General features: G+C 63.8%; 19 protein-coding genes. 12 read left to right on the forward strand and 7 right to left on the reverse strand.

The window, feature by feature from the left end:
• The first annotated feature begins 165 nt into the window (after window positions 1-165).
• The 8 genes from recA (at window position 166) to B0G71_RS01315 (ending at window position 8,585) form a co-directional block, all read left to right on the forward strand.
• Window positions 166-1,242, forward strand: a complete 1,077-nt coding sequence (recA, locus tag B0G71_RS01280; protein WP_012434255.1) for a recombinase RecA — start codon at window positions 166-168, stop codon at window positions 1,240-1,242.
• Window positions 1,243-1,249: 7 nt separating this feature from the next.
• Window positions 1,250-1,957, forward strand: a complete 708-nt coding sequence (gene recX / locus B0G71_RS01285; protein WP_116139228.1) for a recombination regulator RecX — start codon at window positions 1,250-1,252, stop codon at window positions 1,955-1,957.
• A 150-nt stretch (window positions 1,958-2,107) separates the two neighbouring features.
• Window positions 2,108-2,848, forward strand: coding sequence for a DUF2889 domain-containing protein (locus B0G71_RS01290; RefSeq protein WP_116139230.1), 741 nt, complete (start codon window positions 2,108-2,110; stop codon window positions 2,846-2,848).
• Window positions 2,845-4,014 carry an ADP-forming succinate--CoA ligase subunit beta gene (sucC, locus tag B0G71_RS01295; protein WP_012434252.1) on the forward strand — a complete coding sequence of 390 codons (1,170 nt, stop codon included), beginning with the start codon at window positions 2,845-2,847 and terminating at the stop codon, window positions 4,012-4,014. The genes B0G71_RS01290 and sucC overlap by 4 nt, the downstream gene beginning before the upstream one ends.
• A gap of 127 nt (window positions 4,015-4,141) precedes the next feature.
• On the forward strand, window positions 4,142-5,023 hold the full coding sequence (gene sucD / locus B0G71_RS01300) for a succinate--CoA ligase subunit alpha (protein WP_091799342.1): 882 nt from the start codon (window positions 4,142-4,144) through the stop codon (window positions 5,021-5,023).
• A gap of 144 nt (window positions 5,024-5,167) precedes the next feature.
• The gene (locus B0G71_RS01305) at window positions 5,168-5,872 is read left to right on the forward strand and encodes a TerC family protein (protein WP_106284071.1); all 705 of its coding nucleotides are present in this window, start codon (window positions 5,168-5,170) and stop codon (window positions 5,870-5,872) included.
• Window positions 5,873-6,015: 143 nt separating this feature from the next.
• Window positions 6,016-6,639, forward strand: coding sequence for a pilin (locus B0G71_RS01310; protein ID WP_116139232.1), 624 nt, complete (start codon window positions 6,016-6,018; stop codon window positions 6,637-6,639).
• A gap of 161 nt (window positions 6,640-6,800) precedes the next feature.
• Window positions 6,801-8,585 carry a Wzy polymerase domain-containing protein gene (locus B0G71_RS01315; RefSeq protein ID WP_116148256.1) on the forward strand — a complete coding sequence of 595 codons (1,785 nt, stop codon included), beginning with the start codon at window positions 6,801-6,803 and terminating at the stop codon, window positions 8,583-8,585.
• Window positions 8,586-8,646: 61 nt separating this feature from the next.
• Here B0G71_RS01315 and moaC read toward each other — a convergent pair whose 3' ends face one another.
• Window positions 8,647-9,123, reverse strand: a complete 477-nt coding sequence (gene moaC, locus B0G71_RS01320; RefSeq protein WP_116139234.1) for a cyclic pyranopterin monophosphate synthase MoaC — start codon at window positions 9,121-9,123, stop codon at window positions 8,647-8,649.
• A 124-nt stretch (window positions 9,124-9,247) separates the two neighbouring features.
• On the opposite strand from moaC, the gene B0G71_RS01325 reads away from it, so the two are divergent.
• Complete coding sequence (locus B0G71_RS01325; protein WP_116139236.1) at window positions 9,248-10,957, forward strand: M48 family metalloprotease; 1,710 nt, start codon at window positions 9,248-9,250, stop codon at window positions 10,955-10,957.
• A 79-nt stretch (window positions 10,958-11,036) separates the two neighbouring features.
• Here B0G71_RS01325 and B0G71_RS01330 read toward each other — a convergent pair whose 3' ends face one another.
• The 6 genes from B0G71_RS01330 to B0G71_RS01355 all read right to left on the reverse strand — a co-directional run bounded on the left by B0G71_RS01330 (window position 11,037) and on the right by B0G71_RS01355 (window position 15,938).
• Window positions 11,037-11,621 (reverse strand): DUF2946 family protein, encoded by a 585-nt coding sequence (locus tag B0G71_RS01330; protein ID WP_116139238.1) that lies wholly within the window; start codon window positions 11,619-11,621, stop codon window positions 11,037-11,039.
• Entirely contained in the window at window positions 11,614-12,720 is a 1,107-nt protein-coding gene (locus tag B0G71_RS01335; protein ID WP_116139240.1) for a hydrolase, read from the reverse strand. The genes B0G71_RS01330 and B0G71_RS01335 overlap by 8 nt, the downstream gene beginning before the upstream one ends.
• A 39-nt stretch (window positions 12,721-12,759) precedes the next feature.
• Window positions 12,760-13,206 (reverse strand): nuclear transport factor 2 family protein, encoded by a 447-nt coding sequence (locus tag B0G71_RS01340; protein WP_106284077.1) that lies wholly within the window; start codon window positions 13,204-13,206, stop codon window positions 12,760-12,762.
• A gap of 167 nt (window positions 13,207-13,373) precedes the next feature.
• Window positions 13,374-14,399: a lipopolysaccharide heptosyltransferase II gene (gene waaF / locus B0G71_RS01345; RefSeq protein ID WP_116139242.1), complete on the reverse strand. Its 1,026-nt coding sequence runs from the start codon at window positions 14,397-14,399 to the stop codon at window positions 13,374-13,376.
• Window positions 14,400-14,757: 358 nt separating this feature from the next.
• Window positions 14,758-14,952, reverse strand: a complete 195-nt coding sequence (locus tag B0G71_RS01350) for a zinc-finger domain-containing protein (protein WP_007180502.1) — start codon at window positions 14,950-14,952, stop codon at window positions 14,758-14,760.
• 62 nt (window positions 14,953-15,014) lie between these two features.
• Window positions 15,015-15,938, reverse strand: a complete 924-nt coding sequence (locus tag B0G71_RS01355) for a branched-chain amino acid transaminase (RefSeq protein WP_012434241.1) — start codon at window positions 15,936-15,938, stop codon at window positions 15,015-15,017.
• Between the two features lie 220 nt (window positions 15,939-16,158).
• Here B0G71_RS01355 and B0G71_RS01360 point away from each other — a divergent pair, with 220 nt between their 5' ends.
• From B0G71_RS01360 to B0G71_RS01370, 3 genes are all read left to right on the forward strand, one after another.
• On the forward strand, window positions 16,159-16,905 hold the full coding sequence (locus B0G71_RS01360; RefSeq protein WP_116139244.1) for an AzlC family ABC transporter permease: 747 nt from the start codon (window positions 16,159-16,161) through the stop codon (window positions 16,903-16,905).
• A complete protein-coding gene (locus tag B0G71_RS01365) occupies window positions 16,902-17,225 on the forward strand; it encodes an AzlD domain-containing protein (protein WP_106311304.1) in 324 nt (107 codons plus the stop codon). Before B0G71_RS01360 ends, B0G71_RS01365 begins: the two co-directional genes overlap by 4 nt.
• 271 nt (window positions 17,226-17,496) lie before the next feature.
• Window positions 17,497-18,690, forward strand: coding sequence for a phosphoglycerate kinase (locus tag B0G71_RS01370; protein ID WP_116139246.1), 1,194 nt, complete (start codon window positions 17,497-17,499; stop codon window positions 18,688-18,690).
• Window positions 18,691-18,875: the final 185 nt, after the last annotated feature.

The following is an 18,875-nucleotide window of genomic DNA, read 5'->3' on the forward strand; positions in this document are numbered from 1 at the left end:
TTGTGGGTAGTTGGGCAGCGCGACGGTAAAAATGCGCGTTCGCATGAGAATCGTGCTTGCCAAAACTACTGTTTTTTTATACAGTGTCTGGGTTTCGTGTGCTGTCCTTTCAAAGTGGGCTGCACATCCGCCTCAGACGCCGTTCATCATAGCAAAGGACGATTCATGGAAGAAAGCAAGAAAGGCTCGGCTGGACTGACGGCTGAAAAGAGCAAGGCACTCGCTGCCGCACTCGCACAGATCGAAAAGCAGTTCGGCAAAGGGTCGGTCATGCGGCTCGGCGCAGGTGAGGCGGTCGAAGATATCCAGGTGGTCTCAACCGGATCGCTCGGCCTCGACATCGCGTTGGGCGTCGGCGGTTTGCCGCGTGGCCGTGTGGTCGAAATTTATGGCCCGGAATCGTCCGGTAAAACCACGCTGACGTTGCAGGTCGTCGCCGAAATGCAGAAGCTCGGCGGCACGGCAGCGTTTATCGACGCGGAACACGCGCTGGATATTCAGTACGCGGGCAAGCTCGGCGTGAACGTGAACGAACTGCTGGTTTCGCAGCCGGACACCGGCGAGCAGGCGCTCGAAATCGCCGACGCACTGGTGCGCTCGGGTTCGATCGACATGATCGTGATCGACTCGGTCGCGGCACTCGTGCCGAAGGCTGAAATCGAAGGCGAAATGGGCGACTCGCTGCCGGGTCTGCAAGCGCGTCTCATGTCGCAAGCGCTGCGCAAACTCACCGGCACGATCAAGCGCACGAACTGCCTTGTGATCTTCATCAACCAGATCCGCATGAAGATCGGCGTGATGTTCGGCAATCCGGAAACCACTACGGGCGGTAACGCGTTGAAGTTCTACGCGTCGGTGCGTCTGGACATTCGCCGTATCGGTTCGATCAAGAAGAACGACGAAGTGATCGGCAACGAAACGCGCGTGAAGGTGGTGAAGAACAAGGTGGCGCCGCCGTTCCGCGAAGCGATTTTCGACATTTTGTATGGCGAGGGCATTTCACGTCAGGGCGAAATCATCGACCTGGGCGTGCAAGCCAAGATCGTCGACAAGGCCGGCGCGTGGTACAGCTACAGCGGCGAACGTATCGGTCAGGGCAAGGACAACGCGCGTGAATTCCTGCGCGAAAATCCGGATATCGCTCGTGAAATCGAAAATCGTATCCGCGAATCGCTGGGCGTGAATGCCATGGCTGAAGCCGTGACCGGCGCAGCCGCTGAAGTCGCGGACGAAGAAGAGTAACCATCACGTGATACGCAAGGGCCGGCCGTTGTCCGATTCCGGACGCCACGCGGACGGCCCGCGTGATGAAGACGGCGAGTCGTTCGATCCGTTCGAATCGTTCGACGCACACGACCGCGCTGCGGGCCGCAATCCGCAGCGCGCGCAGTTTGAATCCCCGCCGCCCGTAGGCTCGGATCCCTCCGAGACCACCTACACCCGCTCACGTCGCGTCCCAGGCGAAGCGAAACCCGGGCAAGACGAAGCCAAACAGTCCAAACGTCCGGCACGGTCTTTAAAAGGCCGCGCGCTCGGCTATCTATCCCGCCGCGAATACAGCCGCACTGAACTGGCGCGCAAGCTGAAGCCATTCGTCGAGGAAACCGATTCTCTCGACACCGTGCTCGACTCGCTGGAAGCCGAAAACTGGCTGTCCGACTCGCGCTTTGCCGAAAGCCTGATTCATCGCCGCTCGTCGCGACTGGGCGCGAGCCGGATAGTTGGCGAATTGAAGCAGCATTCGGTCGACCAGACGCTTGTCGAAGAGGCGAGCGCGCAATTGCGCGAAACCGAACTCGCCCGTGCCCATGCCGTCTGGCAAAAGAAGTTCGGCCGGCTTCCCGAAACGCCTGCCGAACGGGCGAAACAGCAGCGTTTTCTGGCATCGCGCGGATTTTCGGGCGCCACGATCGGCAAAATCCTCAAGGGAATGGACGAGGAGTGGAGCGGCGAGTAGCCGCGTCGTCCATCGTTTGCATACAAGACCCTTTGGGGTGGCACGTTCCCCTCTCAGCCGCGCGCGGCACGGCCGTGCGCACTCGGACCTGTCCCAAATACCCAGTATGCTAAAATTCGTGGGTTTTCCAATCCGGCCTTTCCTTCCCGCATGCCGCTCTCCCCGCCCGTGTCCCGTCAGTTGCGCCATCGTCGCGCAATCAGAGCGGAAGCCTATGAGCGAGCCGATGGCCTGTGGGATGTGGAAGCGTGCTTGACTGACGAAAAACCGCGCGACGTAGTGCTTGCGTCGGGCGTCCGGCCCAAGGGTCAGCCGATCCATGAACTCTGGCTTCGCATCACCATCGATCGCAAGCTCAATGTCGTTGACGCCGAGGCGTCGTCCGACTGGGTGCCCTATCCTGGTTTGTGCCAAGCCAGCAATCCCGCCTACCGTGCCCTCATCGGGCTCAATCTCCGTCAAAACTTCCGTCGCGAGTCTGCCCGTGTGCTCGGTGGCACGGCGGGTTGCACGCATCTCACCGAGCTGTGCGCAATTCTGCCGACCGCCGCGATTCAGGCGTTCGCGGGCGAAGTGTGGAATACCGGTGGCAGTGCGCCGGGCGCGAACGCAGGTTCAGGAGACGGATCGTCTAACAGCACAGGCGAGCATTCCAACGATAAACCGCCATTCCAGCTGGGACGCTGCCACGCGCTGCGTTTCGACGGCGAGGCGGTGCAGCAGTTTTATCCGCGCTGGTATGGCCGCGCTCCGTATACAGCGGACCGCGCGGCATCGTCAGGCGACGGGGCAGTCCGCCAGACAGGCGAGGGCGGCAACGCGTCCGGCATGAACGACGGCAGCGGAAACGAAGTTCAATCCAACTCTCAGACTGAAGGGAATCACGCATGAAGATTCACGAGTACCAGGGTAAGGAAATCCTGCGGAAATTCGGCGTCGCGGTACCGCGCGGCAAGCCGGTCTTCTCGGTGGATGATGCGGTCAAGGCCGCGGAAGAGCTCGGCGGCCCGGTATGGGTCGTGAAGGCTCAGATCCACGCGGGTGGCCGTGGCAAGGGCGGCGGCGTGAAGGTCGCCAAGTCGCTGGATCAGGTTCGCGAGTACTCGGAACAGATCCTCGGCATGCAGCTCGTCACGCACCAGACCGGTCCGGAAGGCCAGAAGGTGAATCGTCTGCTGATCGAAGAAGGCGCTGACATCAAGAAGGAACTGTATGTCGGCCTCGTGATCGATCGCGTGTCGCAGAAGATCGTCGTGATGGCATCGAGCGAAGGCGGCATGGACGTCGAAGAAGTCGCCGAAAAGACGCCTGAGCTGATCCACAAGATCGCCGTCGATCCGGCAACCGGCCTGAAAGACGCCGAAGCCGACGAACTGGCCACGAAGATCGGCGTGCCCGCTGCTTCGCTGCCGCAAGCGCGCGCGATCCTGCAAGGCCTGTACAAGGCATTCTGGGAAACCGACGCATCGCTGGCCGAAATCAACCCGCTGATCCTGACCGGCGACGGCAAGGTCATCGCGTTGGACGCCAAGTTCAACTTCGATTCGAACGCGCTGTTCCGTCACCCGGAAATCGTCGCGTATCGCGATCTGGACGAAGAAGATCCGGCTGAAGTCGAAGCGTCGAAGTTCGACCTCGCATACATCTCGCTCGACGGCAACATCGGCTGCCTCGTGAACGGTGCTGGCCTCGCCATGGCAACGATGGACACCATCAAGCTGTTCGGCGGCGAACCGGCGAACTTCCTGGACGTGGGCGGTGGCGCCACGACCGAGAAGGTCACGGAAGCGTTCAAGATCATGCTGAAGAACCCGAACCTGACCGCGATTCTGGTCAACATTTTCGGCGGCATCATGCGCTGCGACGTGATCGCGGAAGGCGTGATCGCGGCGTCGAAGGCCGTGTCGCTGAAGGTGCCGCTCGTGGTCCGCATGAAGGGCACGAACGAAGACCTGGGCAAGAAGATGCTCGCTGAATCCGGTCTGCCGATCATCGCGGCGGACAGCATGGAAGAAGCGGCTCAGAAGGTCGTCGCGGCTGCTGCGGGCAAGGCGTAAGCGTCGCCCCCGGCGGCTTTTTGCCAGAATTAACCAGGATTACGAATGGCGGCGTGCGAGCGACGCGGGCGAGAACATTCCGCCTCGCGGCGCCATCGCATGACGCCAAACGAACAGAGGTCAATACATGTCGATTCTGATTAACAAAGACACCAAGGTCATCACGCAGGGCATCACCGGCAAGACCGGTCAGTTCCATACGCGTGCTTGCCGTGAATATGCAAACGGCCGCGAAGCGTACGTTGCGGGCGTGAACCCGAAGCGTGCCGGCGAAGACTTCGAAGGCATTCCTATCTACGCTAGCGTCGCTGAAGCCAAGGCTGAAACGGGCGCGACCGTGTCGGTGATTTATGTTCCGCCGGCAGGCGCCGCGGCTGCCATCTGGGAAGCGGTCGAAGCCGATCTGGATCTGGCGATCTGTATCACGGAAGGCATTCCCGTGCGTGACATGATCGAGCTGAAGGCTCGTATGCGCGCTGAAAACCGCAAGACACTGTTGCTCGGCCCGAACTGCCCGGGCACGATCACGCCAGACGAACTGAAGATCGGCATCATGCCGGGTCACATCCACCGCAAGGGCCGCATCGGCGTCGTGTCGCGTTCGGGCACGCTGACGTACGAAGCAGTCGGCCAATTGACGGCGATCGGCCTCGGCCAGTCGTCGGCGGTCGGTATCGGCGGCGACCCGATCAACGGTCTGAAGCACATCGACGTGATGAAGATGTTCAACGACGATCCGGAAACGGACGCCGTCATCATGATCGGCGAGATCGGCGGTCCGGACGAAGCCAACGCGGCTGAGTGGATCAAGGACAACATGAAGAAGCCGGTGGTCGGCTTCATCGCGGGTGTCACGGCGCCTCCGGGCAAGCGCATGGGCCACGCCGGCGCGCTGATCTCGGGCGGTGCTGACACCGCTGAAGCGAAGCTGGAAATCATGGACGCCTGCGGCATCAAGGTCACGAAGAACCCGTCGGAAATGGCGCGTCTTCTGAAGGCAATGCTGTAAATCGAAATTCGCGCGCTGTCACGGCGCGTTTTTTGATACGCTTACGAAGTCCTTTCGTGAGCACGCGGTCCAAAAAGCGGGGGAGTGCAGACTCCTCCGCTTTTTTATTGGCCGCTCGCCGCATTTCTCCTTATTCTTTCAAACATGCTCGAGTTCTTCGCCACGCTCCACTGGGGCGCTGTCATCCAGATCATCGTCATCGACATTCTGCTGGGTGGCGATAATGCCGTCGTGATCGCGCTGGCCTGCCGCAATTTGCCGCCGTCCCAGCGCACGAAAGGCGTGCTGTGGGGCACGGCAGGCGCGATTGTGCTGCGCGTGGCGTTGATCGCGTTCGCGGTCGCCCTGCTCGATGTGCCCCTGCTGAAGTTCGCGGGCGGCCTGTTGCTGCTGTGGATCGGCGTGCGTCTGATGGCGCCGGCGCACGACCCGCATGAGAACATCAAGCCGGCCGACAAGCTGATGGCGGCGATCAAGACCATCATCGTCGCGGACGCGGTCATGAGCCTCGACAACGTGATCGCGATCGCGGGCGCTGCTGAGGCGGCCGATCCCGAGCACCGTCTGGCGTTGGTGATCTTCGGTCTGGTGGTGAGCATCCCGTTGATCGTGTGGGGCAGCCAGCTGGTTCTTAAACTGCTCGACCGCTTCCCGATCGTCATCACGCTCGGCGCCGGGTTGCTGGGCTGGATTGCGGGCGGGCTGATCATCAACGACCCGGCAGGCGATCGCTGGCCGATCCTCGATACGCCGTTGGCCGAATACGGCATGAGCATCGCGGGGGCGCTGTTCGTCGTCGTCCTTGGTTATCTGCTCAAGCGCCGCAACGCCCATCGCGCGGCGGCTTGAGACGCGCTCCGGCGTCGGCATGAGGCGCACCACGCTGCAACGTTAGCCATTCGGCTGACTGTCTGACACGAACGCCGCTGGCTACGATTGATACGCCTGTTCCCGATCCGTGGGGCAGGCGTTTTCGTTTCAGGAGCCTGCCGATGATCTTCACTTTGCCTTATTGCCCGTACTCCCAATCCTCGCTCGCCACGCGCTCACGATCTTGCCGGGCGGCCTGGTCCGCGCGGCTCGCGCGTGCCTGCCGACACCTCGGTTTCGGTTTCACGCTGATCGAGCTGATGATCGTGCTGGCGATCGTCGGCGTGATCGCGGCCTATGCGATTCCCGCGTATCAGGACTATCTGGCTCGCAGCCGCGTCGGCGAGGGGCTGTCGCTGGCGGCGTCCGCGCGGCTGGCGGTGGCTGAAAACGCCGCGAGCGGCAACACGTTCAGTGGCGGTTATGCGTCGCCGCCCGCCACCCGCAACGTCGAATCCATTCGGGTCGACGACGACACCGGCCAGATCACCGTCGCCTTCACGACGCGCGTCGCAGCCGTTGGTTCGAACACGCTCACGCTCGTGCCGTCGGTGCCTGACAATGCGGATGCGCCGACTGCGCGCGTCGCGTTGAGCAAGGGCGGAGTGCAGGCGGGCGCGCTGACGTGGGAATGTTTTGCGGGCGGCAAAGCGGCGTCCTCGCTGCCGGCGCCGGGCGCAGGCCCGGCACCGACCGATGCGCCCACGTTGCCGTCGAATCTCGCCCCGCCTGAGTGCCGTTCATGAACCTATGCGACATGAACGCGCGATAACCGCGGGAGAGCGGCGCGGCGCCGCAGTCGTCCGCACGTAAAAGGCTGATTTTTGGGATATTTCAGCCGGGCCGGCGCACAGCAGGAGAATTTTTTTGTATAGTGCGCCGGTTGCTGACGCCCACCGGTTCCTCGATGCCCACCCCTTTCGCGCGCTATCTGTCTTTCATTTTGTTGGCTCTCGCGTTGGTGCTGCCTTATGCAGTTGTCAACCATACGTATCCGATTCCGACCTTTTACGCTGAATTCACCGCACTCGCCCTGTATCTGCTGACGGGGGCGGGTGTCGTGCTGATGGTGGCGAGCGCCAAGCCGCGTGTGACGTTCGCGTCGCCGGTGGTCGCGCTGGTGCCGTTGCTGTTCGGGCTGTTGCTGGTGGCGCAGTCGGTAGTGTTGCCGGTCTCGCAACCTTCCATGAACTGGCTCGGCGGCGGCTATTTGCTGGCGGCCTTCATGGCGACGCACGCCGGTTATGGCTTCACGCGCGCCAAGCTCAACGAGACCGCGTTGCGTTGGGCGGCAGGGGCGTTGATCGTCGGCGGACTGTTTGCGGTGTTTTGCCAGGTCATCCAGTTGTTTCACCTCGAAGTGCGCGTGTCGCCGCTCGTGGTCGCGTATAACGTGGCCGTCGAGCGCCGGCCGTTCGGCAACATGGCTCAGGCCAACCACCTCGCCACTTACATTGCGTTTGCGATGGCGGGGGCGCTGTTCCTCGTGCAAACGCGGCGGATCGCCGTGAGCATCTGGTTCCTCGTGTCGACGATTTTCGCGGTGGGCCTCGCGCTGACCGTGTCGCGCGGGCCGTGGCTGCAGATGGGTGTGATCGTGGTGGCAGGTTTCTGGATGGCGTTCGCGCAGATGCGCGATCAGTCGCAGGTACGCCGCGGCAATCGCGAATGGATCATTCCGATCGCGCTCGCCGTGCTGTTTTTCGTGATCAACGCGCTGATCCGCTGGGCCAACGTTCACTATCACCTGGAGCTTGGGCAGTCCGCGGCGGAACGTTTTCAGGATGCCGGACAGATCGCGCCGCGCCTCGCGCTGTGGAAATACGGCTGGACGATGTTCAAGACGCATCCGCTGCTGGGCGTCGGTTGGGGCGAATTTCCGAGCTACCAGTACGAGTTTGCGAAGTCGCTCGGCGGCGTCGAGATCGCCAATAATTCGCACGACATCTTTATCGACCTGCTCGCGAAGACCGGTTTGATCGGCCTCGCGATCGTGCTGTTCGGTCTGATTACGTGGCTCGTGCGCGTGGTGCGCGCACCACAAAGTTCAGCGCGCGTATTCGGCATTGCGCTAATCGGTGTGCTGGTCATGCACGCGCTGGTCGAATATCCGCAGCAGTACATGTTCTTCCTGCTGCCGGCGATGTTCGTGTTCGGCCTGCTGGAAACGCGGCCGCTGCGGCTCGTGCCCGCACGGCTGTCGTTCGGCGTCTTTGCGGTGGTGGTGTTCGGCGGGCTGGCCGCGCTGTATCCGGTGTATCGCGACTATGCGCGCGCCGAGGTTCTGTACTACGGCCAGCGTCCCGCCGAGCAATATCGCGCGGACCCGTCGTTCCTGTTCCAGGCGTGGGGCGAATATGGTCTGGCGACGCTTTTGCCGATGAATTCGACGGATCTGCCACAGAAGCTCGCCATGCACAAACAGGCGATGGCGCTGCTGCCGGGCGAAACCGTGTTGCGTCGCTATGCGGTGTTGCAGGCGTTGAGCGGCGATCAGGCCGGGGCACTCGATACCGTCGAACGACTGAAGATTTTCGCCACGGAACTGAAGGACTGGCCGTCGCAACTGAGCTACGTGTACGAGCTTTGCGACGAGCAGAAAACGCTGGCCGGTTTCAAGGCGGAACTGGTCAAGCGCTACGGCATGCCGCCGGGCGACGTCAATGAGGACGACAACAGCGACGAGGAGTGAGGCGCTACGTTCGCTTCAATGCTTCAAGGATTCAAGGGAGGGTTGATGACGCAGCCAGTCGTCAACTCGCCACCCAATCCCCCGACTTCCCGCCGTGCTTTTCCAGCACGCGCACATCGGTGATCGTCATGCCGCGATCCACCGCCTTGCACATGTCGTACACGGTCAATAACCCGACCTGTACGGCAGTCAGCGCTTCCATCTCCACGCCCGTTCGCCCCAGCGTTTCAACCTGAACCGTGCAATGCACGCCCGGCAGCGTGTCATCGAGCTCGAAATCCACTTTCACGCGCGTCAACGCAAGCGGATGACACAGCGGAATCAGATCGGCAGTGCGCTTTGAGCCTTGAATCGCGGCAATCCGCGCGATGCCGATCACGTCGCCCTTCTTGGCGTTGCCGTCGCGAATCAGCGCGAAGGTTTCCGGCAGCATGCGAATCGAGCCACGCGCAACGGCGATGCGCCTGGTCTCCTGCTTGCCGCCGACGTCCACCATATGCGCCTGGCCGGCTGCGTCGAAATGAGTGAGTTCAGGCATGGTTGGGCTCCTTCAGAGGGCGCCTATCATAGCAGCGCGGCATGGGCGGATTACAATTGCCCATGCCCGCTATCTTAGTCCGAGCGGCGGGCGTCGCTTTCGACTTCGTCAACTCGAGCTCGCGATGCGTCTCAAACGGTTCCTCGCTGCGTTGCTGTCTGTCGCGCTGGCCGCACCGCCTGGCGCGTTCGCGCAATCGCCCGGCGGGTCGAGCATCGCGCTCAACACCTTGCCCGCGGAGCCGCCGCTGGTTAGCGGCCCGGCCGATGCCTACGCCGATCCGCTCGTTCCGTCCGATATCGCGCAAGGCGTGTTCGGTGTGTACGGCGGCGCGCAGAGCCGCTTCTCGGGCAACACCGGCGTGAACACCAACTGGCGCACACCGATCGTTACGCAACAGCTCCCCGATCTCGGCAACGGCGGTTCCGGCTCGCTTACGCCACAGGCCGAGCGCAAGCTCGGCGAGCGCGTGATGCGCGAACTGCGCCGCGACCCCGACTATCTCGACGACTGGCTGGTGCGCGACTATCTGAACTCGGTTGCCGCGAAACTGGCCGCGGCGGCGAGCGCGCTCTATATCGGCGGATATCGGCCGGACTTCGATCTGTTCGCGGTGCGCGACCCGCAGATCAACGCCTTCTCGCTGCCGGGCGGTTTTATCGGCGTGAACACCGGCCTGATCGTGGCCACGCAGACGGAGTCCGAGTTGGCATCGGTACTGGGTCACGAAATGGGACACGTCTTGCAGCGGCACATCTCGCGCATGATCACAACCGGCGAGCGCAGCGGCTACGCGGCGCTCGCGGGCCTATTGTTCGGCGTGCTGGCCGGCGTGCTCGCGCATAGCGGCGACCTCGGCAGCGCGATTGCGATCGGCGGCCAGGCGTATGCGGTCGACAACCAGTTGCGTTTCTCCCGGTCCGCCGAGCACGAGGCGGACCGCGTCGGCTTTCTGCTGCTTGCCGGTGCCGGCTACGATCCCTACGCGATGACGACCTTCTTCGGTCGCCTAGATCGTGCCGCGATGAGTGACACCGGCATTCCGGCGTACGCGCGCACCCATCCGCTGACTGGCGAACGGATTGCCGACATGGAGGACCGTGCGCGCCGCGCGCCTTACCGGCAACCGCATCAATCGGCCGAATATGGTTTCGTGCGGGCCCGCTCTCGTCTGCTGCAGGACCGCTCGCGCAGCGAATACGGCGACGAGATTTCGCGCTTGCGCTCCGAGATCGAGGACCGCACCGCGGTCAACGTCGCGGCGAACTGGTACGGCATTGCGTACGGGCAGATGCTGCTCGAACGTTACGACGAAGCGGCGGCGTCGCTGGCGTCGTCCCGCGCCGCGTTCGCGACGGGTGAGCAGGCCGAGGGCGGCACGGCACGCAGTTCGCCGAGTCTCGACGTGTTGGCCGCCGACATCGCGCGGCGCGCCGGCCGCGACGACGAAGCCGCGCGTCTGGCCGAGCTGGCGCAGAAGCGCTGGCCACAGTCGAATGCCGCCATCGACATGCATATCCGCACCTTGCTGACCTTGCACCGTTTTGCCGATGCTCAGGCGCTTGCGCGAAAAGAAACCCGTGCCCAGCCCGATCAGCCGGCCTGGTGGCTGTATCTTGCCCAGGCTAGCGCGGGCACCGGCGACGCATTGACCCAGCATCGTGCGATGGCTGAAAAGTTCGCGCTCGAGGGAGCGTGGCCTTCGGCGATCCGTCAATTGAAGGACGCGCGCGATCTGAAGACGATCGGCTACTACGACCTCGCGACCGTCGACGCGAGGCTGCATGAGATGGAAAGCCGCTATCAGGAGGAGCGGCTGGACGAAAAGAGTTAAGCGTCGCCTGGTTGCCTGCGCCTGGCTGGGTTCAACGCGCTGGCCTCGTCGAAGCACAGCGCCGCGCGCGGGCTAAGGTTCAAGCGCCCGCAGCCGCCGGACTTGGCACAAACTTAAATCGCGCCGCAACGTCGCTTCGCCGCACAGCCTGCAGCGGCAGCACAACCCGATTGTTCCAGCGAAACTCGCCGCTCATCGAATCGTCCGCCAGCGTTGCGTGATCGGAGAACACTTCCAGATCGTGGTCGTGCAGGACGGCGACTCTCGGCGGCGTCGCGCCGTCCGTAAAGAGAATGCCGCCTTCTTCATCGACGAACACGGCTGCGGGCTCGAATGGGCCGCCCGCCTGGTCCTGCAAGGCGAGCACTGCGGCGCCGGCCTCCGTATTGGCCGACAGCCTCACGACCCACGGCGTATAGCCCAACTCGACATACACGCGCTGCGGACCGTTCTGGAAATACCATTGCCCGCGCTCGTCAGCGTCGTAATTCCGGTTGATGAACGCGAGCAACGCTTCATGGCGGATCGGTGTACCCGGCGAACCACTCGACTGCGCGGCTTCGTCGCGCATGCGCCAGTTACCGCGCCTGTCCAGCATCAGCCACCCTGTGCAGCTCGGTACATTCGGCCATTTGGCCAAGGCCTGCTTGACGATGTCATCCATGATCGACGTGTTGCTCCAGATAGCCGAGCACGCGCCGCGACAGCCAGTCGATGCGGCCCGGAAACGGCCCGGTCATAAAGCCGGCGTGGCCGCCGTGCCTGGGTTGGTCGAGTTCCACCGCCTCCGAGACTTCATGCCGCGACGGCAATGCCGCAGCCGGCAGGAACGGGTCGTTGCGCGCGTTCAGCACCAGCGTCGGCACCTGAATGTGCGGCAGCAGAGGACGCGTGGTCGCCGTGCTCCAATAGTCGTCGGTATCGCGAAAGCCGTGCAGCGGCGCGGTCACCACGTTGTCGAACTCGTACATGGTGCGGCTCGCCAGCATCGCGCCACGGTCGAACAGGCCGGGAAACTGAACCAGCTTCTGCTCGGCCTTCTGCTTGAGCGTCCTCAGGAAACTGCGCGTGTAGACGAGGCCGAAACCCTGTGACAACGCTCGGCCGCCGGCATGCACGTCGATGGGTGTCGAGATCGCCGCGGCGGCCGAGATCACCGAGGCCGCGTCTTCGCGCCGCTCGCCCAGCCAGCGCAGCAGCACATTGCCGCCGAGCGACACGCCGGCCGCCACGATCGGCCCGCGATGCGCGGCGCGCAGGCGGCGCAGCACCCAGTCGACTTCGTTGCTGTCGGCGAGATGATAGAAGCGCGGCATGCGGTTCAACGCTCCGCTGCAACTGCGAAAGTGCGGCACGACGCCATGCCAGCCGTACTCTCGCGCGGCCGCCATCAACGAAGCGGCGTAGTGCGAGCCGGAACTGCCTTCGAGGCCGTGAAACAGGACAAAGAGCGGGGCGGTCTCGGCGGGAATGCGAGGTGCGGCGTCGGCGTGGCCCGAATGTTGGACCCAGTCGAGATCGATGAAATCGCCGTCTGGCGTGTCCCAGCGCTCGCGCCGAAACGAGACGGCGGGGCGGCGCGCAAACAGCGACGGGACGATGGTCTGCACATGCCGGTTCGGCAGCCAGAGCGGCGCGCGGTAGAGCAAGTCGACGGCCGCTTCGACCGTCGCCTCGACGGCGGCCGCGGCGCGTGCCGCGCCGGAAGAAGCGGATTGATCGTGCGTCGTGCCCAAAAGGGACTTCCTGCGGGGCGTGCTCATGCCTGCTTCAGAACAAAAAAGTGAAACGCGCGGTGCGCGTCAGTGCAGCGACCCCTGGCCATGCCGCATCTTCGTGGCGAACTGGCTGGCGGCTTCGTTGGGCATCGGACTCGCGTGAATGTGCGCGATGCGCCATTCGCCGCGTTCGTGAACCATCACGTAAGTCGTGAACACCATGGCGGGCGTGGCCTTCGGGTCGGCCGGCCGGTGCGCTTCGGCAATCGCGTAGACCACGGTGCCGAGGCTGTCATAGACGCGGATATCGAGCGGTTCGATGGACACCCGCGCGGTCTCGAGCTGGGTCTGCAAGCCCGCGCGAATGCTGTCGAGGCCGTGCAGGTGCGAGCCGTCGGCGCAGATGCAACTGACGAACTCTTCATCGATCCACAGACCCATCAAACTGTCGATATTGACCTCGGCGACGGCCTGGTAATAGGCATTCAGGGTATCGGCGGCGGCTTCGAAGATATGGGCAAAACGTGGCATGGCTCGTCAGTCTCTTGTGCGCGGCGCGCGGTTGCGGGACAGCGGTCAGCGGGACAGTCCGGTGCACCGGACAATCGCACCCGAGCGCCAGAATGCCCGCGCCGCAAGGCGCGAACATGACGCGACGCGCTCAGGGCGTGCGGTGTTGCGTGCGAGTGTCAGCGAGTTCAGCGTTGCGCCAGCAACATGCCGCGCAAATCGCCGAACACCTGCTCGGCGCTCAACTGCTTCAGGCAGTTCAGATGACCAAGCGGACACTCGCGCTCAAAACAGGGGCTGCATTCGAGATGAAGCCATTGTACCTTCGCAAGCTCGGACAAGGGCGGCGTGTGGCGCGGATCGGTCGAACCGTACACGGCCACCAGCGGCCGGCGCAGCGCGGCGGCCACATGCATCAGGCCGGAATCGTTGGTGACGACGGCGTTGGCGCGAGCGATCAGCGCACAGGCCTCGCCCAGCGCGGTCTGGCCGCACAGGTTGCGCACGTTCGGCGCCCGCTCGGCAATGGCCTGCGCGAGCGGCGCGTCTTTCGGGGAACCGAGTGCGACGATCTGCGTGTACGGAAACGACTGGCCGACCATTTGCGCGAGCGACGCGAAGTGCTCGGGTGGCCAGCGCTTGGCCGGCCCGTATTCGGCGCCCGGACAAAACACCAGCAGCGGCACGCGCGTGTCGAGATTAAAGCGTGCCGAGACGCGCGACGCTTCGTTCAAGTCCGCGTCGAGGCGCGGCATCGGCAGGTCGTCGGGCAGCTTGGCGCCGGGCGCGTAGGCGAGGGCGGCGTACTGGCTGACCATCGGCGGGCGCTCGTCCTTGCGCGGATTCGCATGACGCACGTTCAGCAGGCCGTAGCGGCTTTCGCCGGTATAGCCGATGCGCAGAGGAATGCCCGCCATCCACGGAATCAGCGCCGACTTGAGCGAGTTCGGCAGCACGTAGGCGGCGTCGTAGCCGACATCGCGCAAGTCGCTCGCCAACTGCCAGCGGCGCAGCATTTGCAGCTTGCCGTGCGCGAGATCCGTGGAGTAGACGTCGCGGATTTCCGGCATACGTTCGAGTACAGGTGCGACCCACGAGGGCGCGACCGCGTCGATGACGATGCGCGGATGCAATTTCACGAGGCGCGCAAACAGCGGCTGCGCCATCAATGCGTCACCGATCCAGTTCGGTGCGATAACCAACGCGCGACGCATCAGAGTGAGTGTCCGGTGTCGAAACGAAACCCCGCGCAGGTTTTGCGCGTGGCATTCGGATTAGTAAAAGGGGAAAAGCCGCAAGCCGCGTGGCGTATTTCCGGCATGGCCGGACGCGCCGCGGTGGCGGCCCTGCTGTGACGCGCCTGCTTTCGGACCGGGTTGCGCGCGCGCGTGGCATGGTCACGGTCTGCTACACGACCGGCGCGGGCTCGTGCAACGACGAACCTCGCCGCGGAACAACCCGCAGCCGATCAAGCAGCGAACCCCACGACGCAACCCGCGCGCAACCCGCAACGAAGCGGGCCGCCGACCCGGCAAGCGGCGCCACAAGCAATCAGTGCTCAATGCGCCGTGTTCAATGACCCTTGACCACTTCGCCGTCGCGCAGCTTGTAACGCGTGCTGCAGTACGGGCACTTGGCTTCGCCATGCGTGACGTCGATAAAGACACGCGGATGCGCGCTCCAGCGCGGCATGGCCGGATTCGGGCAATACGCCGGCAGGTCTTTTGCCGACAGTTCGACCAGCGGCATTTCCTTGATTTCGCTCATGAGACGTTCTCGTTGTATGCAGGGTGCGTGCGTTTCGCCGGTTGATTCCGGCGCAGCGCGCGTTAGATCTTGGTGAGCCAGTTCGCGTACTTGTCGCTCTTGCCGTTCACGATATCGAAGAAGCCCGACTGCAGCTTCTCGGTAATCGGGCCGCGCGCGCCCGAGCCGATCGTGCGGTTGTCGAGTTCGCGGATCGGCGTGACTTCGGCGGCGGTGCCGGTGAAGAACGCTTCGTCGCAGGTATAAACCTCGTCGCGCGTGATGCGTTTTTCGATCACCTGAATGCCCGCGTCCCGCGCCAGCGTGATGACCGTGTCGCGCGTAATGCCGTCGAGGCACGACGACAGGTCCGGCGTGTACAGCTTGCCGTTGTTCACGAGGAAGAAGTTCTCGCCGGAGCCTTCCGACACGTAGCCGTCCACGTCGAGCAGCAGCGCTTCGTCGTAGCCGTCGGCGATGGCTTCCTGGTTGGCGAGGATCGAGTTCACGTACCAGCCCGACGCCTTGGCGCGGACCATCGACACGTTCACGTGATGGCGCGTGAACGACGAAGTCTTCACGCGGATGCCCTTGGCGATACCGTCTTCACCGAGGTACGCGCCCCACGGCCAGGCGGCGATCGCCACGTGGATGGTGTTGCCCTTGGCCGACACACCGAGCTTTTCCGAGCCGACCCAGATGATCGGGCGCAGGTAGCAGGATTCGAGCTTGTTTTCGCGGACCACTTCGCATTGCGCGGCGGCGAGCGTTTCGTGGTCGAACGGCACGTCCATCTGGAAGATCTTGGCCGAGTTCAGCAGACGCTTGGTGTGTTCCTGCAGACGGAAAATCGCGGTGCCGCCGTCCGCGGTCTTGTAGGCGCGTACGCCTTCGAAGACGCCCATGCCGTAGTGCAGCGTGTGGGTGAGCACGTGGATCTTGGCGTCGCGCCAGTCGATGAGCTTGCCATCCATCCAGATCTTGCCGTCGCGGTCGGCCATTGACATACGATTCTCCAGCGGGTGCGTTGTTAGGCGTAGCTATGTCGGGTATAGCCAGGACCCGCATTTTAACGTCTTTTGCACACGAAACGGGCATTTGGCCGCATTCCCGACGCTATAATCCAGCGCACGCATAATTCATATCCGGATGCGCCAGCGGGTGCTTGACGACCTGGCGCCGACTTCCCATCCTTGCAGCGCCCCTTGGCGCCCGCGTTTCGCCCCCATGCTCGCTCGCCTGTCAGATACCAATCGTCGTGCCTTCCGCGAAGGCGCGCGCGACTATTCGCCCACGCTGATGGCGATCTTCTCCTGGGGGCTCGTCACCGGCATCGCCATGAGCAAATCGGTGCTCACGTTGCCGCAGGCGCTCACCATGTCGCTGCTGTGCTATGCGGGCTCGTCGCAACTGGCGGTGCTGCCGCTGCTCGCCGCCAAGCTGCCCATCTGGACCGTGCTGCTCACCGCCGCGATGGTCAATACGCGTTTCGTGATCTTCAGCGTGGGTCTCGCGCCGCATTTTTCGTATCTGTCGATGTGGCGGCGCATCGTGCTCGGCTACTTCAATGGCGACGTCATCTATCTGCTGTTCCAGAAGAAGAGCTTCCCCACTGGCTATGTGCCGGGCAAGGAGGCGTATTACTGGGGCATGGCGAGTTGTAGCTGGCTGTCGTGGCAGGTGTCGTCGATCGCCGGGATTCTGCTGGCGAGCCTGATTCCCGATAACTGGGGCCTTGCGCTGGCGGGCACGCTGGCCTTGCTGCCCATCATGATGTCGGCGATCGCGACGCGCTCCACACTGGTCGCGGTCGCCGTCGCCGGTGTGGTGTCTCTGCTGGCGTTCGACTTGCCGTACCGGCTCGCGCTGCCGCTCGCGGTGATCGCGGCGATCGTCGCCGGCAGCGCCGCCGACCTGATGGTCGAGCGCGCCGATTTGCGACGCATCCGTAACAGCGCCGGAGATTCCCGATGACATCCACGCAGATCTGGCTGGCCATTTTCGGCATGACCTTGGTCACCGCCGTGACACGCGCGATGTTTCTAATCGGCGGCGAGCGTACCGTTTTGCCGGCGCGGGTGCAGCGCATGCTGCGTTATGCGCCGGCTGCGGCGCTCGCCGCCGTGGTCCTGCCGGACGTGCTGGCGACGCCCGACGGCCTGTCGTTCGCGCCGTCGAACCATGAGTTCTACGCCACGCTGGCGGGTCTCGCGTGGTTTTTGTGGCGACGCACCATGCTCGGTACGATTGTCGTCGGAATGGTCGTGTTCACGCTGTTGCGGCTCTTCATGTAGTTGAAGAGGCAGGAAATGGTGCGTTGCGGCGTAGACGCCGCTTGCTCCAAATACGGGACATTCGCCCGGTCGCGGGTCAGAAGGCCGTGTGGATCAGTTAAAATGCTTGTTTCCGGGATACGCGCGCCGCTGCAAGGCGCGCGGGCCGCGGCTCTGCCGCCGGCACCCGATTCAGTGGAGCCGCTGCCGTGCCTGAGCGCTGGAGTTCACCGCGCTTGAGTGCCGCGCGCCGTCCGCCACCGCCTTCCCATCAACTCGCACACACACGCCCATGAACAAGGTATTGCGTCTCTCCGATCTGATCGCCGAAGGCAAGCTATCCGGCAAACGCGTGTTCATCCGCGCCGATCTGAACGTGCCGCAGGACGATCAAGGCAACATCACCGAAGACACCCGTATCCGCGCCTCCGTGCCGGCCATCAAGGCCGCGCTCGACGCGGGCGCCGCCGTGATGGTCACGTCGCACCTGGGCCGTCCGACCGAGGGCGATTTCAAGCCGGAAGACTCGCTGGCGCCGGTCGCGAAGCGTCTGGCCGAACTGCTCGGCCGCGACGTGCCGCTGGTGGCGAACTGGGTGGAAAATGGCGTGAATGTCGAGCCGGGCTCGGTCGTGCTGCTGGAAAACTGCCGCGTCAACAAGGGCGAAAAGAAGGATTCCGACGAGCTCGCGCAAAAAATGGCGAAGCTCTGCGACATCTACGTGAACGACGCGTTCGGCACCGCGCACCGCGCTGAAGCCACGACGCACGGTATCGCCAAATACGCGCCGGTCGCGTGCGCCGGCCCGCTGCTGGCCGCCGAACTCGAAGCGCTCGGCAAGGCGCTGGGCGCGCCGAAGCGTCCGTTGGTGGCGATCGTCGCCGGCTCGAAGGTGTCGACCAAGCTGACCATTCTCAAGTCGCTCGCCGACAAGGTCGATCAGCTGATCGTGGGCGGCGGCATCGCCAACACGTTCATGCTGGCTGCCGGCCTGAAGATCGGCAAGTCGCTTGCCGAAGCCGATCTGGTGAACGAGGCCAAAACCATCATCGACGCCGCGAAAGCGCGCGGCGCCTCGGTGCCGATCCCGACCGACGTGGTCACGGCCAAAGAGTTTTCGCCGACCGCCAAGGCCGAAATCAAGGCCGTCGCCGACGTTCAAGACGACGACCTGATCCTCGACATCGGACCGGAAACGGCCAAGGCGCTTGCCGCACAACTGGAAAAGGCCGGCACGATCGTATGGAACGGCCCGGTCGGCGTGTTCGAATTCGACCAGTTCGGCAACGGCACCAAAACGCTGGCGGACGCTATCGCCAAGTCGTCGGCGTTCTCGATTGCCGGCGGCGGCGACACGCTCGCGGCGATCGCCAAATACGGCATCCACGACAAGGTCAGCTATATCTCGACGGGCGGCGGCGCCTTCCTCGAGTTCCTCGAAGGCAAGAAGCTGCCCGCCGTCGAAGTTCTGGAATCGCGGGCTTAACGTGGCGACGCGCTCCCCAACGGCAAAGTCTGCAAAAGCGCGCGGCGGCAAGCCGCGCAACATCGCGGCGGAATCGGCAGGGGAGCGCGCGGCGCGCTCCGCCGCCACGCCGGCAGCGCTCGAGTCCGCGGGTGATGCCACGGTCGGTTCAGCTAGCCAGCAGCAAGAAGAATCCGGGGCGCCCC

This window comes from Paraburkholderia sp. BL27I4N3, from assembly GCF_003386115.1.
GTDB lineage: Bacteria > Pseudomonadota > Gammaproteobacteria > Burkholderiales > Burkholderiaceae > Paraburkholderia.

Coding starts and splice junctions, on each gene's coding strand:
- sucC (WP_012434252.1), top strand. CDS start 2,845: ATGAAGATTCACGAGTACCAGGGTAAGGAAATCCTGCGGAAATTCGGC.
- B0G71_RS01335 (WP_116139240.1), bottom strand. CDS start 12,720: ATGAGCACGCCCCGCAGGAAGTCCCTTTTGGGCACGACGCACGATCAA.
- B0G71_RS01360 (WP_116139244.1), top strand. CDS start 16,159: ATGCTCGCTCGCCTGTCAGATACCAATCGTCGTGCCTTCCGCGAAGGC.
- B0G71_RS01350 (WP_007180502.1), bottom strand. CDS start 14,952: ATGAGCGAAATCAAGGAAATGCCGCTGGTCGAACTGTCGGCAAAAGAC.
- B0G71_RS01325 (WP_116139236.1), top strand. CDS start 9,248: ATGCGTCTCAAACGGTTCCTCGCTGCGTTGCTGTCTGTCGCGCTGGCC.
- recA (WP_012434255.1), top strand. CDS start 166: ATGGAAGAAAGCAAGAAAGGCTCGGCTGGACTGACGGCTGAAAAGAGC.
- B0G71_RS01370 (WP_116139246.1), top strand. CDS start 17,497: ATGAACAAGGTATTGCGTCTCTCCGATCTGATCGCCGAAGGCAAGCTA.
- B0G71_RS01315 (WP_116148256.1), top strand. CDS start 6,801: ATGCCCACCCCTTTCGCGCGCTATCTGTCTTTCATTTTGTTGGCTCTC.
- B0G71_RS01340 (WP_106284077.1), bottom strand. CDS start 13,206: ATGCCACGTTTTGCCCATATCTTCGAAGCCGCCGCCGATACCCTGAAT.
- B0G71_RS01305 (WP_106284071.1), top strand. CDS start 5,168: ATGCTCGAGTTCTTCGCCACGCTCCACTGGGGCGCTGTCATCCAGATC.
- waaF (WP_116139242.1), bottom strand. CDS start 14,399: ATGCGTCGCGCGTTGGTTATCGCACCGAACTGGATCGGTGACGCATTG.
- B0G71_RS01355 (WP_012434241.1), bottom strand. CDS start 15,938: ATGTCAATGGCCGACCGCGACGGCAAGATCTGGATGGATGGCAAGCTC.
- B0G71_RS01290 (WP_116139230.1), top strand. CDS start 2,108: ATGCCGCTCTCCCCGCCCGTGTCCCGTCAGTTGCGCCATCGTCGCGCA.
- B0G71_RS01310 (WP_116139232.1), top strand. CDS start 6,016: ATGATCTTCACTTTGCCTTATTGCCCGTACTCCCAATCCTCGCTCGCC.
- B0G71_RS01330 (WP_116139238.1), bottom strand. CDS start 11,621: ATGGATGACATCGTCAAGCAGGCCTTGGCCAAATGGCCGAATGTACCG.
- sucD (WP_091799342.1), top strand. CDS start 4,142: ATGTCGATTCTGATTAACAAAGACACCAAGGTCATCACGCAGGGCATC.
- B0G71_RS01365 (WP_106311304.1), top strand. CDS start 16,902: ATGACATCCACGCAGATCTGGCTGGCCATTTTCGGCATGACCTTGGTC.
- moaC (WP_116139234.1), bottom strand. CDS start 9,123: ATGCCTGAACTCACTCATTTCGACGCAGCCGGCCAGGCGCATATGGTG.